This window comes from Arthrobacter agilis, from assembly GCF_030816075.1.
Classification (GTDB): Bacteria; Actinomycetota; Actinomycetes; order Actinomycetales; family Micrococcaceae; genus Arthrobacter_D; species Arthrobacter_D agilis_E.
Genome location: NZ_JAUSXO010000001.1, coordinates 1,727,870 through 1,742,176 on the forward strand (window position 1 = coordinate 1,727,870; position 14,307 = coordinate 1,742,176).

Annotated in this window: 11 protein-coding genes and 2 tRNA genes; 4 read left to right on the forward strand and 9 right to left on the reverse strand. The window is 69.5% G+C overall.

Features of this window, described 5'->3' with window-relative positions:
- Positions 1-24: 24 nt before the first annotated feature.
- Positions 25-1,374, forward strand: coding sequence for a cytochrome P450 (locus QFZ50_RS07870; protein WP_307083185.1), 1,350 nt, complete (start codon positions 25-27; stop codon positions 1,372-1,374).
- Here QFZ50_RS07870 and QFZ50_RS07875 read toward each other — a convergent pair.
- From QFZ50_RS07875 to QFZ50_RS07885, 3 genes are read right to left on the reverse strand one after another with little or no spacing between them, the layout of a single operon-like run.
- Positions 1,325-2,308 (reverse strand): diacylglycerol/lipid kinase family protein, encoded by a 984-nt coding sequence (locus QFZ50_RS07875; protein ID WP_307083186.1) that lies wholly within the window; start codon positions 2,306-2,308, stop codon positions 1,325-1,327. The genes QFZ50_RS07870 and QFZ50_RS07875 overlap by 50 nt on opposite strands.
- A 23-nt stretch (positions 2,309-2,331) precedes the next feature.
- Positions 2,332-3,126: an SDR family oxidoreductase gene (locus QFZ50_RS07880; RefSeq protein ID WP_307083187.1), complete on the reverse strand. Its 795-nt coding sequence runs from the start codon at positions 3,124-3,126 to the stop codon at positions 2,332-2,334.
- 54 nt (positions 3,127-3,180) lie between these two features.
- Positions 3,181-4,044: an AraC family transcriptional regulator gene (locus QFZ50_RS07885; protein WP_307083188.1), complete on the reverse strand. Its 864-nt coding sequence runs from the start codon at positions 4,042-4,044 to the stop codon at positions 3,181-3,183.
- A 157-nt stretch (positions 4,045-4,201) separates the two neighbouring features.
- Between QFZ50_RS07885 and valS the strand changes: the two genes are divergently transcribed.
- On the forward strand, positions 4,202-6,826 hold the full coding sequence (gene valS, locus QFZ50_RS07890; RefSeq protein WP_307083189.1) for a valine--tRNA ligase: 2,625 nt from the start codon (positions 4,202-4,204) through the stop codon (positions 6,824-6,826).
- Positions 6,827-6,901: 75 nt separating this feature from the next.
- On the opposite strand, the gene QFZ50_RS07895 is transcribed toward valS, so the two are convergent.
- A complete protein-coding gene (locus QFZ50_RS07895; protein WP_307083190.1) occupies positions 6,902-7,519 on the reverse strand; it encodes a mycothiol-dependent nitroreductase Rv2466c family protein in 618 nt (205 codons plus the stop codon).
- A 279-nt stretch (positions 7,520-7,798) separates the two neighbouring features.
- On the opposite strand from QFZ50_RS07895, the gene QFZ50_RS07900 reads away from it, so the two are divergent.
- A complete protein-coding gene (locus QFZ50_RS07900) occupies positions 7,799-9,259 on the forward strand; it encodes a glyceraldehyde-3-phosphate dehydrogenase (RefSeq protein ID WP_307086713.1) in 1,461 nt (486 codons plus the stop codon).
- A gap of 81 nt (positions 9,260-9,340) precedes the next feature.
- Here the strand turns inward: QFZ50_RS07900 and clpX are convergent, their stop codons facing one another.
- From clpX to QFZ50_RS07925, 5 genes are all read right to left on the reverse strand, one after another.
- Positions 9,341-10,633 carry an ATP-dependent Clp protease ATP-binding subunit ClpX gene (gene clpX / locus QFZ50_RS07905; protein ID WP_307083191.1) on the reverse strand — a complete coding sequence of 431 codons (1,293 nt, stop codon included), beginning with the start codon at positions 10,631-10,633 and terminating at the stop codon, positions 9,341-9,343.
- 164 nt (positions 10,634-10,797) lie between these two features.
- Entirely contained in the window at positions 10,798-11,472 is a 675-nt protein-coding gene (locus tag QFZ50_RS07910; protein ID WP_307083192.1) for an ATP-dependent Clp protease proteolytic subunit, read from the reverse strand.
- 46 nt (positions 11,473-11,518) lie between these two features.
- On the reverse strand, positions 11,519-12,145 hold the full coding sequence (locus QFZ50_RS07915) for an ATP-dependent Clp protease proteolytic subunit (RefSeq protein ID WP_307083193.1): 627 nt from the start codon (positions 12,143-12,145) through the stop codon (positions 11,519-11,521).
- A gap of 248 nt (positions 12,146-12,393) precedes the next feature.
- Entirely contained in the window at positions 12,394-13,923 is a 1,530-nt protein-coding gene (tig, locus tag QFZ50_RS07920) for a trigger factor (protein WP_307083194.1), read from the reverse strand.
- Between the two features lie 69 nt (positions 13,924-13,992).
- Positions 13,993-14,066 (reverse strand) — tRNA-Pro (locus tag QFZ50_RS07925).
- Positions 14,067-14,179: 113 nt separating this feature from the next.
- Here QFZ50_RS07925 and QFZ50_RS07930 point away from each other — a divergent pair.
- A tRNA-Gly gene (locus QFZ50_RS07930) sits at positions 14,180-14,250 on the forward strand.
- Positions 14,251-14,307: the final 57 nt, after the last annotated feature.

The window sequence follows — 14,307 nt, forward strand, 5'->3', positions numbered from 1 at the left end:
CCCGAGCAACAGGATGGACACCGCATGCCGACCACCACCCTCCCCACCGCGACGACGCTGGACACCGCCCGCCTGCTGCTGGGGGTCCTCCTGCCCACCATCGCCAAGGGGCCCATCGTCCGCAGGCCGTGGGCGGTGCGGCTCACGGCGCGCCTCGACCTGGACACGAGGGCCGTGGACATCGTCCGGAGAGTCCATGCGCGGTACCCGGAGGGCCCGCTGATGCTGAAGCTGCCCGTACGGAAGCAGGCGATGGTCCTGGCCCCCGGGGACGTGGACACCGTCCTGGCACAGTCGCCGGAGCCCTTCTCCCCGGCCAGCAGCGAGAAGCGCGCGGCGCTGTCCCATTTCCAGCCCGCCAACGTGCTGGTCTCCCGCGGTCCCGTCCGCACCGTGCGCCGCGCCCTCCAGGAGCAGGTCCTGGACACGGCTCATCCGGTGCACCGCCTCGCCGACCGCTTCGTCCCGGTCGTGGAGGAGGAGATGCAGCACCTGATGTGTGCCGCCGCCCGCAGCGGCACCCTCCCGTGGGGCGAGTTCCTCGACGCCTGGTACCGCGTGGTGCGGCGGGTGGTCTTCGGCGACCACGCGCGGGACGACAAGGACCTCACGGCCATGATGATCAGACTCCGCAAGGGCGGCAACTGGGCGTTCCTCAGGCCGGTGCGGAAGGACACGCGCCGCCGGTTCCTGCAGCGGGTCAACGAGGAACTCGCGAACGCGGAACCCGGCAGCCTGGCGGCCGTGCTGGCGGCCGCACCGAAGGGCGACGGCGCCGAACCGGCCGAGCAGCTGCCGCAGTGGCTGTTCGCCTTCGACCCCGCGGGCATGGCGACCTTCCGGGCGCTGACCGTGCTCGCCACGCACCCGCAGGCGATGGCGGCGGCCCGGCGCGAGGTCGACGGCGACACCTCGGGCCGGCGCGTACTCCCCTACCTCCGTGCGTGCGTCCTCGAGGCACTGCGCCTCTGGCCCACCACGCCGATGATCCTCCGCCAGACCACGCGACCCGTGGAATGGCCGGCGGGGGTGATGCCGGCGGACTGCGGCGTGCTCGTCTACGCGCCGTACTTCCACCGCGACGACCGCCACCTGCGCGGCGCCCACGACTTCTCGCCGGAGCGCTGGCTGACGGACGAGGAGGACGGCTGGCCGCTCGTACCGTTCAGCGACGGGCCCGTGGTGTGTCCCGGGAAGCAGCTGGTGCTGCTGCTGACGAGCGCCACCCTGGCCTCGCTCGTGGGCGGGCACGATCTCCGCGTGGCGGAGGGCCAGGCCCTCGACCCGGAGCGTCCGCTGCCCGGCACCATGGACAACTACTCCGTCACGCTCGCGGTGGCACCGAGGGCGGAACGGGCGGCAGCAGCATCCTGAGCGAGCACGGCTCGACGACGACGGTCAGCGGGAGCGGGCCCACCAGCTCCCCGTCCGCGTAGGCGTTGAGGGGTCGGTCGGCGGCGATCCTGATGCTCGTGCCGCGCTCGACGGTGATCCCGGGCCGCCGGAGGTGACGGCCCCTGTAGGAGAGCAGGAAGGTGGCGACGACGTTCAGGATCGAGGACCGTCCGAGGGCCACGACGTCGAGGAGTCCGTCGTCGATCACCGCGCGCGGACAGATGCGCAGGCCACCGCCGTACCGGCCCCCGTTGCCGACCGCCACGAACCAGCCGGTCACCACGCGGTGCTGCCCGTCGACCGTCAGGGTGAAGGTGACCTCACGCCAGGAGCGGAACGCGCGGATCCCGCCGTACAGGTAGACGAGCGGCCCGAGGTCCCACCGCGAGGCGTTGCCGTACTCGTTGGCGACGGCATCGAAGCCGGCATGCGCGACCCCGAGGAACGGACGGCCGCCGACGAGCCCGACGTCGATGGTCCGTTCGTGCCATCCTGCCATCGCGCGGACGGCCCGCACCGGGTCGAGGGGGACGCCGAGTCGCCGGACGGTGTCGTTGCCGCGGCCCCCGGCCAGGGGCACCAGGACCGCGCCGGAGAGCCTCGTGCCGGCCGCGACAGCGCCGAGGAACCCGTCGCCGCCGAGCGCGACGACGACGCTGCCGGGCGGCGCGCTCCGCGCGCATGCGGTCGCCTCGGCGAGACTCCCCGTCCGGACCACCGACACCGTGGCGTGGGCGCTCCGGAGGGCGTGCTCGACCGCGGGCGCACGGCGCTCGGCCCTGCCCTTCCCCGCGGCCGGGTTGACCAGCAGGAGAACCGGTACCCCGCCCGGCGCCGCGTCCACCCGGTCGGGACGCGGCGAGGACCGGCGTGCGAGGAAGCGGCGTCCGGTGCCCGCCGCCGGAGGGCCCATGAGGGTCGGGTTCCGCGGGGCGGTCAGCGGCGGAGGACCTTGTGGTTCGCCGCCTGGGCGAGCGGACGCAGGACGAGCTGGTCGATGTTCATGTGGTGCGGTGCGTTGAGGGTGAACGCCACGGCCCCGGCGACGTCGTCGGCGGTCAGCGGGTAGTCGACGCCCTCGTAGACCTTGTCCGCCGCCCCCTGGTCGCCACCGAGGCGGTTGAGGGAGAACTCCTCGGTGTGCACCATGCCCGGGGACACCTCGATGACGCGGATGTTGTTCTCGGCCTCCTCGAGCCGGAGCGAGCGCGCCATGGACTCCTGGGCCGCCTTCACCCCGCAGTAGCCTGCGCCGCCCTCGTAGGCGGCGAGCGCGGCCGTGGAGGTCAGGAACAGGACGGTGCCCTGGCCGCCCTCGCGCAGGGCCGGCAGCAGTGCGCGCGTCATGCGCATCGAGCCGAGGACGTTCACGTTGTACATCCACTCCCAGTCGGCCGTCACCGCGTCCACGACACGGTCCGCGCCGAAGGCCCCGCCCGCGTTGTTGACGAGCGCGTGGACCGGTCCGGCCGCGGACACCTCCGCGGCGAACGCATCGACGGACGCCTGGTCGGTGACGTCGAGGACCATCGGGGTGGCCCCCGTCTCCTCGGCGAGCGCCGTGAGGCGGTCCAGGCGCCGGGCCGCCGCGACGACGTCCCAGCCGGCGCTGCGCAGCGCACGCACCGTCGCGGCACCGATGCCGGAGCTCGCCCCCGTGACGATCGCGCGGAGGGCGGTGGGGGCTGGGTCTGCGGGGGCGCCGAGAGGCGTGGCTGATGTCTGGCTCATGGGGCCACTGTAGCGATCACCCTCCGCGGGCGGGGCCCGCGCCCGGCACCACCGTCAGCTCGACGCCGCCGGTTCGATCGGGATCCACAGCTGACCGCGGCCCGTGCCGCCGCCCGGATCCGCCTGGACACTCAGCAGCTGCGGGCCCGGCGCCCAGCGGTACGGGTTGGCCGGGAACCACTCCGCCGCCGCATCGGCCCAGAGGCGCTGCAGCACGTCGGGGAACACGCCCTCGGTATCGAACACCACCCACTGTCCGGCCGCCACCTCCAGGGCGTCGAGACCATCCGGCGGCGCCTGGAGCGTTGCGGCGGCACGCCAGTAGTCGACCTCGCCGCCCTCCTCCACCGGATGCGCGATGGTGTCGGTGACGGCGAGCAGCCCCTGCGGCTCCGTGTCCGACAACGCCTCCAGCAGGGGCCTCAGGGCAGGGTCCAGGGACCGCTCGAACCGCTCGATGTGCGGGTTGGGGCCCTCGAAGACGATCGGCACCCGTGCCCTGCGCCCGACCAGGCGGAATGCGTCCTTGCTGATGATGCGGTGCTTCATGTCCGTCGTCCCTTCGACCCGTAGATGGAACCTCAGCTGCGGCTGGGAGTGCAGGATGGCTCCCGGTCGCCGTGCCTGTGAGGGGGTTGTGCCGTGCAGGGCCCTGAACGCCCGTGTGAAGGCCTCCGCCGACCCGTACCCGTACCGGGTCGCCACCTCGAGCACCGTGCGACCGGCGAGGATCTCGCCGGTCGCCGCCGTGAGCCGGCGCCGGCGGATGTACTCGGACAGGGGCATGCCCGCCAGGGAAGCGAACATGCGCCGGAAGTGGTACTCGGAGGTGAGCGCGACCCTTGCGAGGGCACCGGCGTCGACGGGCGCGGTGAGGTCCGCCTCGATGAGCTCGATCGCACGGTTCCACTCCTGCATCAGGTCCTCCCGTCCTGTCCGACCTTTCTGTCCGACCGTCCTGCACCACGGTACAAAGACCCGGCCTGCTCCCACCCGACAATCCCGGCCCGAAGAAGTCGGGCCCCGGACCCCTACCCCGGAGGGTGCGGGCTCCCGGGTAGGGAACAATGGAGACATGGCCGATACGACCCAGGGCACAGACACGCCCTCCCCCCAGTCCGTTTCCGTTCCCGACAAACCCGCCCTGGAGGGCCTCGAGGAGAGGCTGTCCCGCCAGTGGCGCGAGGACGGCACCTACACCTTCCGGCGCGACACCACCCGCGAGCAGGTGTACTCGATCGACACACCCCCGCCCACGGCGTCGGGCTCCCTCCACGTCGGTCACATGTTCTCCTACACGCAGACCGACGTGATGGCCCGCTTCAAGCGCATGAACGGCGCCAACGTCTTCTACCCGATGGGCTGGGACGACAACGGTCTGCCCACCGAGCGCCGCGTCCAGAACTACTACGGTGTCCGCTGCGACCCGTCGGTGCCCTACGACGCCGACTACCGTCCGCCGGCGGAGCCGGCCAAGAACCAGCGTGACTTCGACGCCGTCTCGCGCCGCACCTTCATCGAGCTCTGCGAGGAGCTCGCCGTCGAGGACGAGAAGGTCTTCGAGAACCTCTTCAGCACGCTGGGGCTCTCGGTCGACTGGGACCTGACCTACCGGACCATCGACGACACCTCCCGCGCCGTCTCGCAGCGGGCCTTCCTCGAGAACCTGAAGGCGGGCGACGCCTACCTCGCCGAGGCCCCCACCCTGTGGGACGTCACCTTCCGCACCGCCGTCGCGCAGGCCGAGCTCGAGGACCGCGAGCAGCCCGGCGCGTACCATCGCATCGCCTTCCACACCCCGGGCGGCGACCCGATCCACATCGAGACGACCCGGCCCGAGCTCCTCCCCGCGTGCGTCGCCCTCGTCGCCCATCCGGACGACGAGCGCTACAAGCCGCTGTTCGGTACCACTGTGACCTCCCCCCTGTTCGACGTCGAGGTCGAGATCAAGGCCCACCCCCTCGCCAAGCCCGACAAGGGCAGCGGCATCGCGATGATCTGCACGTTCGGCGACCTCACGGATGTCACCTGGTGGCGTGAGCTGCAGCTGCCCACGCGCGCCGTCGTCGGCCGGGACGGACGCCTCCGCTCGGAGACGCCCGAGTGGATCGCCACGGAGCGCGCCCGGGAGAACTACGCCCAGCTCGCCGGCAAGACGATCTTCAGCGCCAAGGAGGCCGTCGTCGCCCTGCTCCGCGACAGCGGGGACCTCGAGGGCGAGCCGACGAAGATCATGCACCCGGTCAACTTCTACGAGAAGGGCGACAAGCCCCTCGAGGTGGTGACGAGCCGCCAGTGGTACATCCGCAACGGCGGGCGTGACGCCGCCAAGCGCGACGCGCTGATCCAGCGCGGGCGTGCCATCGACTTCCACCCGGCCTTCATGCGCTCCCGCTACGAGAACTGGATCGAGGGCCTGAACGGCGACTGGCTCGTCTCCCGCCAGCGGTTCTTCGGAGTGCCCGTGCCCGTGTGGTACCGCCTGGACGCCGACGGCGAGCCGGAGTACGAGGATCCGATCCTCCCCGCCCTCGAGACCCTGCCCGTCGATCCGGCCGCCGATCCGGCACCGGGCTTCGAGGAGTCCGCCCGCAACCAGCCGGGCGGCTTCATCGGCGACAGCGACGTGCTCGACACCTGGGCGACGTCGTCCCTCACCCCGCAGATCGTCGGAGGCTGGGCCCGGGACGAGGACCTGTTCGGGAAGGTCTTCCCGTTCGATCTCCGGCCCCAGGGGCACGACATCATCAGGACGTGGCTGTTCTCGACCGCCGTCCGCGCGGATGCACTGCAGGATTCCGTGCCGTGGAAGCACGCGGCGCTGTCCGGCTGGATCCTCGACCCCGACCGCAAGAAGATGTCGAAGTCCAAGGGCAACGTCGTGGTGCCCACCGACGTCCTCGAGCAGTTCGGCGCGGACGCCGTGCGTTACTGGGCCGCGTCGGCGAAGCTCGGCGCGGACACCGCGTACGAGGTGAACCAGATGAAGATCGGACGCCGTCTCGCGATCAAGCTGCTCAACGCGTCGAAGTTCGTGCTGAACCTCGGCGTCACGGACGCGTCCGTCGGCGAGGGATCACTCGGCCGTGTCACCGAGGCACTGGACCAGTCGCTGCTGGCGCAGCTGCGCACCGTGACCGAGCAGGCCACGGCCGCATTCGGCAAGTACGACTACGCCCGGGCGCTCCAGCTCACCGAGTCCTTCTTCTGGACCTTCACGGACGACTACGTGGAACTGGTCAAGGACCGCGCGTACGGCGACCCCGCGGACGCGGCGACGCAGTCGGTGCAGACGGCGCTGGCGACGACGCTGGACGCGCTCCTGCGTCTCTTCGCGCCGTTCCTGCCGTTCGCCACCGAGGAGGTCTGGAGCTGGTGGCGGCAGGATTCCGTGCACCGGGCCGCGTGGCCGAGCGCCGACGCCCTCGCGGCACTGCCCGACACCGCTGACGCGGAGGTCCTGACGGCGGTCGCCCTGGCGCTCGGAGGGATCCGGAAGGCCAAGTCCGAGGCCAAGGTCAAGCAGCGCACCGAGGTGGAGACCGCCGTGGTGACCGCGCCCGCCGCCCAGGTGGAGCAGGTCCGGGCCGGTCTCGCGGACCTGCTCGCCGCCGGCAACGCGAAGGACCTCCGGTTGGCGGCGGGGGACGGCGCGCTCGCCGTGTCCGACGTCGAACTCGTGCCCCAGCCCGCGGAGTAGGCGCCGCGCCGCCCGTGCCGACGACGCAGAAGGGACCCACCGCCTGGTGGGTCCCTTCCGCGTTGTGCTGCGGCCCTAGTCGAACGTGGGGCTGGCCGTCCGTGAACGCTTGAGCTCGAAGAACTCGGGGAACCCGGACATCAGCACGGCGCCGTCGAAGATGCGGCCGGCCTCCTCGCCGCGCGGGATCCTCGTGAGCACGGGCCCGAAGAACGCGGTGCCGTTGAACGCGACGACGGGTGTCCCGACCTCGTCTCCCACCCGGTCGATGCCGTCCTTGTGCGATGCGCGGAGCTGGGCGTCGTACTCGTCGGTGTGCGCGTACTGCGCCAGCTCGGCAGGAAGCCCCACCTCGTCGAGTGCCTCCCGGATGACGACGTCGAAGTCCTTGTTCTGGCCGATGTGGATGCGTGTGCCCATCGCGTCGTACAGCTTCTTGATGTACTCGCCGCCGTGCAGCTCGGCTGCGGCGATGATGACGCGGACGGGACCCCATCCCCGTTCCATGACGGCCTGGTAGTCCTCGGGCAGGTCGCGTCCCTCGTTGAGGACGGACAGGCTCATGACGTGCCAGTCCACGGAGATGTTCCGGACCTGCTCCACCTCCCCCATCCAGCGGGACGTGATCCACGCGAAGGGGCACAGGGGATCGAACCAGAAATCGGCCTTCTCGACGGTGGTGGACTCGCTCATGCAGTACTCCTTCGGATGGTGGGCAGGCCGGGGGCCTTTTCCGGTGCAACCGGCTCCGGCCGCGCCCTATTCCATAGCGGCTTCCGGCGTGGTCGGGACGGCCGAGTTGATGCGGGGCCGTGCGGAGCGGTCTAATGGGAGCACACGACCAGCCGACGGTGCCTGGCGCTATCCCTGCGTCGCCATCCGGCTGGAGGAGCCCGCACCGGTGTTCCCGGTGCCCGAAGGGATGCACACTTGCCGTACGACAGGACCGAGAACGACGCCGGAACCCGGGACATGTGGCTTGAGCGGGAGGCGTTGGCGGAGGCCATGATCCCGCTGATCGGGCGCCTCTACCGCACCAATAACGTGGTGACGAGCATCCACGGGCGCAGCCTGATCAACAAATCCACCATGAACATCCTCAAGGCCCACCGGTTCGCCCGCCGCATCACCACCGAAGAACTCCGCCTCGAGGACACCGCCCCGCTGCTGGCGATCCTCGCGGACCTCGACCTCGGCGCCGCGGCGATCGACATTGGACGCCTGCGCAACGCCTACGACCACGCCGCCGCCGCCGGGGACACCCGGACCCTGGAGGAGTTCCTCCGCACCGAGCTCGCCGACATCGTCGGCAAGGGCGGCCACGACGAGCGCACCAGCACCGACGTCGTCCTCTACGGCTTCGGCCGGATCGGCCGGCTCGTGGCCCGCCTGCTCATCGAGAAAGCCGGCGGCGGCCACGGCCTGCGCCTGCGCGCCGTCGTGGTCCGCCGCGGCGCCGACAACGACCTCGTCAAACGCGCCAGCCTGCTGCGCCGCGACTCCGTGCACGGCTCCTTCGACGGCACCATCCAGGTCGACGAGGCCACCAACACCATCACCGCCAACGGCATCCGCATCCAGGTCATCTACTCCGAGAACCCCGCCACCATCGACTACACCGCCTACGGCATCCGGGACGCCCTCGTCGTGGACAACACCGGCCGCTGGCGCGACGAGGCCGGCCTGTCCCAACACCTCATGAGCACCGGCGTCGCGAAAGTCCTGCTCACCGCACCCGGCAAGGGCGCCCTGAAGAACATCGTCCACGGCATCAACCACGCAACCATCGAAGAGTCGGACCGGATCATCACCGCCGCGTCCTGCACCACCAACGCCATCACCCCGGTCCTGAAAGCCATCCACGACCGCTACGGCGTCGCCCACGGCCACGTCGAGACCGTGCACTCCTTCACCAACGACCAGAACCTCATCGACAACTTCCACCGCGGCGACCGCCGCGGCCGCTCCGCAGCCCTGAACATGGTCCTCACCGAAACCGGGGCCGCGACCGCCGTCGCCAAAGCCCTCCCCGAACTGGCCGGCAAACTCACCGGCAGCAGCATCCGCGTCCCCACCCCGGACGTGTCCATCGCCATCCTGAACCTCACCCTGGACCACGCCACCACCAAGGACGAGATCAACACCTACCTCCGGGAAGTCTCCCTCCACTCCGAGATGCGCAAACAGATCGACTACATCGACAGCCCCGAAGTCGTCTCCACCGACTTCGTCGGCTCCCGCCGCGCCGGCATCGTCGACGGCCTCGCGACCATCGCCGACGGCCACCACACCGTGCTCTACATCTGGTACGACAACGAATTCGGCTACAGCTGCCAAGTCGTCCGCGTCCTCGAGGAAATGGCCGCCGTCCACCCACCCACCTACCCCACCACCCACACCGACACCGACACCGAAATCGCCGCGGGGGTCTGACCCGGATCTCCGTCGGACGCCTCGGCGCGTGACACAGGAAAGGCCCGGCCTGACGGCCGGGCCTTTCCTGTGCTGCGGGAGTCAGGCCGACTTGTTGCGGCGCTTCGCGACGACCTCGTGCGAGATCAGCGTGGGCTCCGCGCGCCGTCCGACGACGTCGTCCGTGATCACCACGGTGGCGATGTCCTCGCGGCTCGGGAGGTCGAACATGACGGGCAGGAGCACTTCCTCCATGATGGCGCGCAGCCCGCGTGCGCCCGTGCCCCGGTCCAGGGCGAGGTCGGCGATCGCTTCGAGCGCCTTCGGTTCGAAGACGAGTTCCACGCCGTCGAGCAGGAACATCTTCTGGTACTGCTTCATGAGGGCGTTCTTGGGCTCGGTCAGGATCTGCATGAGCGCCGGGCGGTCGAGGTGCGTGACGGTGGTGATGACCGGCAGGCGGCCGATGAACTCGGGGATCAGCCCGAATTTCAGCAGGTCCTCCGGCATCACGTCGCCGTAGCTGGCTTCCTCGTTCTTCAGCGAGCTCAACGGCGCCCCGAAGCCGATCCCCTTGCGGCCCGCCCGCGACCCGATGATCTCCTCGAGGCCCGCGAAGGCCCCTGCCACGATGAAGAGCACGTTGGTGGTGTCGATCTGGATGAATTCCTGGTGCGGGTGCTTGCGTCCGCCCTGCGGAGGAACGGAGGCGACAGTGCCCTCGAGGATCTTCAGCAGCGCCTGCTGCACGCCCTCGCCGGAGACGTCGCGGGTGATCGACGGGTTCTCGCTCTTGCGGGAGATCTTGTCGATCTCGTCGATGTAGATGATGCCCTGCTCGGCCTTCTTCACGTCGTAGTCCGCGGCCTGGATGAGCTTGAGGAGGATGTTCTCCACGTCCTCGCCGACGTAGCCCGCCTCGGTGAGGGCCGTCGCGTCCGCGACGGCGAACGGGACGTTCAGCCGGCGGGCCAGGGTCTGCGCGAGGTACGTCTTGCCGCAGCCCGTGGGGCCGATGAGGAGGATGTTCGACTTCGCGATCTCGACGTCCTCGGCCTCGGCCGCATCGGCGAGGGTGCCTGCGGCGCGGGGGCCGCTGCCGGACTGGATGCGCTTGTAGTGGTTGTACACGGCGACGGCGAGCGAACGCTTGGCCGGCTCCTGGCCGACGACGTATTCCTGCAGGAAATCGAAGATCTCGCGGGGCTTGGGCAGCTCGAACGTGCCGAGATCCGCCACCTCGGAGAGCTCCTCCTCGATGATCTCGTTGCACAGGTCGATGCACTCGTCACAGATGTACACGCCGGGGCCGGCTATCAGCTTCCGAACCTGCTTCTGGCTCTTCCCGCAGAAGGAGCACTTGAGCAGATCGGTGCTCTCACCAATGCGAGCCATGGTTCAATCCCCTTAGGTATTACACGATTGCTATGACCACTGTAGGCCACATGGCTGCGGGAGCCAGTATCAAAATGCCCGTGGTGCCTTGCGGCGCCACGGGCGTTGACCCTGCCGATCGGCGCATCCGGTGGCCGCGGGGACCGCCGGATGCGCCGTGCCGGTTACGGGGTGTTGATCTTCGGCGGGGTGATCTTGCGGGAGTTCAGGACCTCGTCCACCAGGCCGTACTCGACGGCGTCGGCGGCGGTGAGGATCTTGTCGCGCTCGATGTCGATGTTGACCTGCTCCGGGGTGCGGCCCGAGTGCAGGGCCAGCGTGTCCTCGAGCCAGGTCCGCATGCGCATGACCTCGTTGGCCTGGATCTCCAGGTCCGAGGCCTGCCCGCCCTGTCCTCCGGAGAGGGCCGGCTGGTGGATCAGTACGCGTGCGTTCGGCAGGGCGAGGCGCTTGCCCGGCGCGCCGGCGGCGAGCAGGACGGCGGCGGCACTCGCGGCCTGCCCGAGGCAGACCGTCTGGACCTCGGGCCGGATGAACTGCATGGTGTCGTAGATCGCCGTCATGGCGGTGAAGGATCCGCCCGGCGAGTTGATGTAGAGCGTGATGTCGCGCTCGGGGTCCGTGGACTCGAGCACGAGCAGCTGGGCCATGACGTCGTCCGCGGACGCGTCGTCGACCTGGGTGCCGAGGAAGATGATGCGGTCCTCGAACAGCTTCGTGTACGGGTCCTGGCGCTTGAACCCGTAGGGCGTGCGCTCCTCGAACTGGGGAAGGATGTAGCGGCTCGTGGGGAGGTTCCGTGCGCTGGATCCCGCGGCTGCCTGGAAATCGTGGTTCATGGTGTCTCCTGTAGGACGACTGGTAGGAGTGGGGCTGCTGCGCGGACTACGCGGTCTGCTCGGTGCCGCCGCCGCCCGCGACGGAGCCGGAGTGCGCGGAGATGTGGTCGAAGAACCCGTAGTCGAGGGCTTCCTGGGCCGTGAACCACTTGTCGCGGTCGTTGTCCTTCAGGATGGTCTCGACGGTCTGGCCCGTCTGCTCTGCCGTCAGCTCGGCCATCACGCGCTTCATGTGGAGGATCAGCTCCGCCTGGATGCGGATGTCGGTCGCCGTTCCGCCGATGCCGCCGGAGGGCTGGTGCATCAGGATGCGTGCGTGGGGCGTCGCGTAGCGCTTGCCCTTCGTCCCCGAGGACAGCAGGAACTGGCCCATGGAGGCGGCGAGGCCCGTGGCGACGGTGACGACGTCGTTGGGGATGAACTGCATGGTGTCGTAGATGGCCATGCCGGCCGTCACCGATCCACCGGGCGAGTTGATGTAGAGGAAGATGTCGCGCTCCGGGTCCTCGGCGGACAGCAGGAGCAGCTGGGAGCAGATGGCGTTCGCGTTGTCGTCGCGGACCTCGGAACCGAGCCAGATGATGCGCTCCTTGAGGAGCCGGTTGTAGATGTACTCGTCACGACCGCCCGCTTCGGGGCCTGCCATGCTCGGGGTGCGTGGTTCGGTTGCCATTGACGTTGACCTCTCACTCTGGCGGGTGGTGCCTTGGCGGCCTACCCGACCTTTTGTCTCTCCTTGGACACTAACCCGCTGCCCCGCCGATTTGCTCCCGCTCGGGGAGCTGTTCGCTGACGGCGCACGGTGGCCGCGCCGGCCCCGGCGGGCGTCGCAGCGGGGCCGCCCGCACCCGTCCCGGGCCCTTAACGCGGCAGCGGTGCCGCGCCCGGAGGCTGCGGCACCGCTGACTGCACGAACGGGTCCTACTCGGCGGCCGGCTTCTTGCGCGGCGCGCGCTTCTTCTTCGGTGCCTCGGCGGCTGCAGGCTCCTCCGGAGTCTCCGCTGCCGCGGTGTCCTCGGATCCGGCCGTCTCGGCCTCGGCGGCCTGGACGTCCGTGGCGTCGGCGTCGACGACGTCGGCCTCCGTCGACCGGATGTCCTCGACGGCGTCCCGCTCGGACTCGACGTCGTCGGCCTGGAAGGTCTCGGCCTCGTCGCCCGCGGGGCGGACGAACTCCGTGAGGTCGACGCTTGCACCGTTGGTGTCGGTGACCGTCGCGTACTCGAGGACCTTGGCGAGGGCCTTGCGGCGGCGGACCTCTCCGACGATCATCGGGACCTGGCCGCTCTGGTCGAGCATCTGGGCGAACTGGTTCGGTTCCATGCCGTACTGGCCGGCGGTGGAGACGATGTAGTCGATCAGCTCGTTCTGGCTGACGCCGACCTCTTCCTTCTCCGCGACCGCGTCGAGGATGACCTCGTTCTGGAAGGCGCGCTCCGTATTGGTGCGCACCTCCGCGCGGTGCTCCTCGGTGTCGTGGTCCTCGCCGGCGCTGTGGGCGTTCTCGCCGTTGAAGTGCTGCTCCAGCTGCTCCTCGATGACGCTCTCGGGGACGGGCACGGCGACGATCTCGACGAGCTTGTCCAGCACCTTGTCGCGTGCCTCGACGCCCTGGTCCATGAGCTTCGACTCGGAGGCCTGCTTCGCCAGGTCGGCGCGCAGCTCCTCGGCGGTGTCGAACTCGCTGGCGAGCTGGGCGAACTCGTCGTTCACCTCGGGGAGCTCGCGCTCCTTGACGGCCTTCACAGCGACGGTGACCTGCGCGTCGGCTCCGGCGTGCTCCCCGCCGGCCAGCTTGGTCTCGAAGGTGGCGCTCTCATCCGTGGAGAGCCCGGTAACGGCCTCGTCCATGCCCTCGAGCATGGTGCCGGAACCGATCTGGTAGGAGAGGTCCTGGGCCGAGTCGACCTCTTCGCCGTCGACGGACGCGGTGAGGTCGATGGTGAGGAAGTCGCCGTCCTTCGAGGGGCGGTCGACGGTGGTGAGGGTGCCGAAGCGGCCGCGGAGCTCGTCCATGGCCTTCTCGATGTCCTCGTCGGACGCCTCGACGGGCTCGACGGTGACGTCGATGCCCTTGTAGTCGGGCAGCTCGATCTCGGGGCGGATGTCCAGCTCGACCGTGAAGGTCAGCTGGCCGTCCTTCTTCGCGGGGTCGGGGACCTCGGTGATCTCGACCTCGGGGCGGCTCAAGGGACGGATGCCCGTCTCCTGCACGGCGCTCTGGTAGAAGCCGTTCAGGCCGTCGTTGATGGCGGTCTCGATCACGTAGCCGCGGCCGACCCGCTGGTCGATGAGCTGCTGGGGAACCTTGCCCTTGCGGAAGCCTGGAACCTGGACCTGGGTGGCGATGGTCTTGTAGGCCTCGTCGATGCTGGGCTTCAGTTCCTCGAAGGGGACCTCGACGTTCAGCTTCACCCGGGTGGGGGAAAGGGTTTCAACAGCGCTCTTCACAGCGTAGGACTCCTGGGATGATTGGGATTGGTTCTGCAGCGGAGGCACTTTCCTCATCACACGACAGAGTCGGGGTGACAGGAGTTGAACCTGCGACTTCCTGCTCCCAAAGCAGGCGCTCTACCAAGCTGAGCTACACCCCGTAAGTGCGAGTGTCAGTCTACGCATCTTTGAGCGCACGGCGCACATTTGGCGATCGCGCGGCTGCTGTGGTGTAGTTGTAGGCGTTCCACGAGGGTCCGCCAGGGCCTGTTTCGGGGATGTAGCTTAATGGTAAAGCCTCAGTCTTCCAAACTGATTACGCGGGTTCGATTCCCGTCATCCCCTCTCCTTCCGGCCCTCGAGGGCCTTCCACCCGGACCGATGCGTCCGGGTGTCCTGCTT

Bases quoted from the DNA above. Each gene is read 5' to 3' on its own strand.
- QFZ50_RS07870 (WP_307083185.1), top strand. From the start codon at position 25: ATGCCGACCACCACCCTCCCCACCGCGACGACGCTGGACACCGCCCGC.
- QFZ50_RS07875 (WP_307083186.1), bottom strand. From the start codon at position 2,308: ATGGGCCCTCCGGCGGCGGGCACCGGACGCCGCTTCCTCGCACGCCGG.
- QFZ50_RS07880 (WP_307083187.1), bottom strand. From the start codon at position 3,126: ATGAGCCAGACATCAGCCACGCCTCTCGGCGCCCCCGCAGACCCAGCC.
- QFZ50_RS07885 (WP_307083188.1), bottom strand. From the start codon at position 4,044: ATGCAGGAGTGGAACCGTGCGATCGAGCTCATCGAGGCGGACCTCACC.
- valS (WP_307083189.1), top strand. From the start codon at position 4,202: ATGGCCGATACGACCCAGGGCACAGACACGCCCTCCCCCCAGTCCGTT.
- QFZ50_RS07895 (WP_307083190.1), bottom strand. From the start codon at position 7,519: ATGAGCGAGTCCACCACCGTCGAGAAGGCCGATTTCTGGTTCGATCCC.
- QFZ50_RS07900 (WP_307086713.1), top strand. From the start codon at position 7,799: ATGTGGCTTGAGCGGGAGGCGTTGGCGGAGGCCATGATCCCGCTGATC.
- clpX (WP_307083191.1), bottom strand. From the start codon at position 10,633: ATGGCTCGCATTGGTGAGAGCACCGATCTGCTCAAGTGCTCCTTCTGC.
- QFZ50_RS07910 (WP_307083192.1), bottom strand. From the start codon at position 11,472: ATGAACCACGATTTCCAGGCAGCCGCGGGATCCAGCGCACGGAACCTC.
- QFZ50_RS07915 (WP_307083193.1), bottom strand. From the start codon at position 12,145: ATGGCAACCGAACCACGCACCCCGAGCATGGCAGGCCCCGAAGCGGGC.